Source organism: Falsiroseomonas oryziterrae (assembly GCF_021864505.1).
Lineage (GTDB): Bacteria > Pseudomonadota > Alphaproteobacteria > Acetobacterales > Acetobacteraceae > Falsiroseomonas > Falsiroseomonas oryziterrae.
Map to the genome: position 1 here is coordinate 1 of NZ_JAKJIB010000426.1, position 2,922 is coordinate 2,922.

General features: G+C 74.0%; 3 protein-coding genes. 1 reads left to right on the plus strand and 2 read right to left on the minus strand.

Features of this window, described 5'->3' with window-relative positions:
- Both L2I40_RS21380 and zapE read right to left on the minus strand, forming a co-directional pair.
- Nucleotides 1–200 (minus strand): hypothetical protein (locus tag L2I40_RS21380; protein ID WP_237217232.1); only part of this gene is annotated, 200 nt, incomplete at its 3' end.
- Nucleotides 201–330: 130 nt separating this feature from the next.
- Complete coding sequence (zapE, locus tag L2I40_RS21385) at nt 331–1,500, minus strand: cell division protein ZapE (RefSeq protein WP_237217233.1); 1,170 nt, start codon at nt 1,498–1,500, stop codon at nt 331–333.
- 116 nt (nt 1,501–1,616) lie between these two features.
- Here zapE and L2I40_RS21390 point away from each other — a divergent pair.
- The coding region (locus L2I40_RS21390) for a glycosyltransferase family 4 protein (protein ID WP_237217235.1) at nt 1,617–2,922 on the plus strand (1,306 nt) is incomplete at its 3' end.

Here is a 2,922-nt window from a genome sequence, read left to right on the forward strand (position 1 = left end):
CGCGGCGCGGCGGCCGCGGGGCGCTGCGCCGTGCGGGGCGCGGCGGCGGCGGGGCGCTGCGACTGGGTGCTCCGCGTCTGGGCGGGAACCTTGGCGGGAGCCTGCCTGCTCACGGATGTCCCCTGCTCGTCTCGCCGGGCCGCTTCGGCCGGCGGCACCACGCAGGCAAGGGCAATCAGCGCGAGCACGAGCTTCCGCATGCGTCCCAGTCCCCTGTACGTGCCCCCATGACGGGCGGGCCCCCCCGGACCCATCGGCACCCCCGCGCAGCACTAGCCCCAGGCCACCGTGACCTGTCAACGCGCATTTCTGGATGTTACAGGGCCGGGTTCAGGGCAGGTGCTGCAGGGCGCGCCAGTCGCGCGACTGCATCTCGTGCAGGCGGCTCGCGGTGCGGGCGAACATCGCCGCGTTCTCGCCGCGCTCGTAGATTGCATCGGGCGCCGCCGCGGCGCTCGCCACCAGCTTCACGCGGTGCTCGTATAGCGCGTCCACCAGCGTGATGAAGCGCTTCGCCTTGTCGAAGTTCTCCGCGCCGAGGCGCGGGATGCCGTCCAGGATCAGCGTGTGGAAGTGCGTCGCGATCGCCAGGTAGTCCGCCGGTCCCAGCGGCCGGCCGCACAGCGCATCGAAGTCGCAGCGCGCCACGCCTTCCGCCGCCTGCGGCACCTCGATCTTGCGGCCCAGCAGCGTCAGGATCATCGGCTCGCCGAAGTCGCGTCCGGTCAGCTCGCGGAACGCCGCATCCAGCGCCGCTTCCGCGCGGCGATCCGCCGGCATGTGCCAGCTCGGCAGGTCCATGATGCGGGCGCGGCGGTAGTCGCGCGCGGCATCCAGCACGAGCAGTTCCAGGCGCCGCTTGATCAGCGCGATGAAGGGCAGGAAGGCGTCGCGCCCGGGCTTCCCCTTGAACAGGTCGTCCGGCGCCGTGTTGCTCGTCGCCACCACGACCGTCCCGCGCGCGAAGAGCGCCTGGAACAGCCGCCCCAGGATCATCGCATCCGCGATGTCGTGCACCTGGAACTCGTCGAAGCAGAGCAGCGCAGCCTCGGCGGCGATGGAATCGGCCAGCGGCGGGATCGGATCAGCGGTGTCGCCATGCTTCTGCTTCCACGCATGGATCCGCGCATGGACGCGGTGCTGCATGAATTCGTGGAAGTGGATGCGCTGCTTGCGCGGCACCTCGGCGGTGTCGAAGAACAGGTCCATCAGCATGGACTTGCCGCGCCCCACCTCGCCGACGAGGTAGAGGCCCATCGGCGCGCCCGCCGGCGCCTCCTCCGGCGCCACCGGCTTGCGGCGCAGGAAGCGCGCGAAGAAGCCGCCCTGCTCCGGCTCCTCCGGATGCGGGTCGTAGCCGCGGGTGCGCCGCCAGAGGTCCTGCAGCACCTCCGCCGCGCGCCCCTGCGCCTGGTCGGCATGCAGCACGCCGCGCCCGATCAGGGCGCGGTAGGCTGGCAGCGGGCCTTCGTTTGGGATCGTCGCAACCGGAAGATCCATGCGGTGGCGATACTCCCGCGACCGGACGCGGGCAACCGGGCCCGCCCGTCCGCCGCATCGCGCGCGGGAACGTCGGTTGACGGCCCCTCGTTCCCCCGCCGAGCCTGACGGCACCGATGCCCGCCCTGCTCTACGCCCCCGACGGCTTCGACACCTCGCGCCCGAAGCTGATGGGCCGCCATGCCGCCGGCGAGGCCTTCCTCGGCGCCCTGGTCCGCCATGGCGGCTTCGAGCGGCTCGTTGCCGTGACCCGCAGCGCCGCCGACGCCGAGGCGTTCCGCCGCCAGGTCGCGACGCTCGACCCCGACCTGCCCACCGAGACGATCCCGGAGGAGCAGCTGCACCGCGTCGCCGCCACCGGGGCCCTGCTGCTGCCGGGCCCCGGCCTCGGCAGCCATGCCTGGCAGCGCCGGCGGCTGGCAGAGGCGCGCGGCTTCTCCTTGATCGGGCTGACCCACACCACCGCCTCGGCCGGGGCGATGGACTCCATCCTCGAAACGCTGGTCGCGCCGGTGCAGGAATGGGACGCGATCGTCTGCACCTCCCGCGCCGTGCAGGGCGCGGTGCGGCGCCAGCTGGAGATGCAGGCCGACTGGCTGCGCGAGCGGCTCGGCGCCACGCGCATCGAAGGCCCGGCGCTGCCCGTCATCCCGCTCGGCGTCGATTGCGCCGCCTTCGCGCCCGACGCCGCCGCGCGCGCCGCCTGGCGCGCCCGGCTCGAGGTGACGGAGCGCGACGTGGTCGTGCTGCATCACGGCCGGCTGTCCTTCCACGCCAAGGCGCATCCGCTGCCGATGCTGGCCGGTCTAGGCCGCGCCGCCGCCGCGGCGCAAGCCGGCGCGCGGGTGGTGCTGGTGCTGTCGGGCTGGTTCGCCGACGACCACCAGCGCCGCGTCTTCACCGAAGGTGCCGCCGCCCTCGCGCCGGGCGTCACGCTCCGCATCCTGGACGGCCGCCTGCCGGAGGTGCGGCGCGGCATCTGGTCGGCCGCCGACATCTTCACCCTGCTGTCCGACAACATCCAGGAGACCTTCGGCATCGCGCCGCTGGAGGCGATGGCGGCGGGCCTGCCCGTGGTCGGCACGGAGTGGGACGGGCTGCGCGACACGATCGTGCATGGGGAGACCGGCTTCCTGGTGCCGACCACCCTCGCCGGGCCGATGGCCGACCTGGCGGAGCGGCACGAGGCCGGGCTCGACACCTACGACGCCTACCTCGCGGGCGTCGCGCAGTTCACCGCCGTCGACGTGCCCGCCGCGGCGGAGGCGTTCTCCGCCCTGGTCGCCGACCCGGCGCTGCGCGCGCGGATGGGCGCGGCCGGGCGCCGCCGTGCAGAGGCGCGGTTCGACTGGGCGCAGGTCATCGCCGCCTGGCGCGCGCTGTGGGACGATCTGGCCCGGCTGCGCCGCTCCGCGCGTACCG

What these genes read in the sequence shown, in the direction of transcription:
- zapE (WP_237217233.1), bottom strand. Translation starts at nt 1,500, where the DNA reads ATGGATCTTCCGGTTGCGACGATCCCAAACGAAGGCCCGCTGCCAGCC.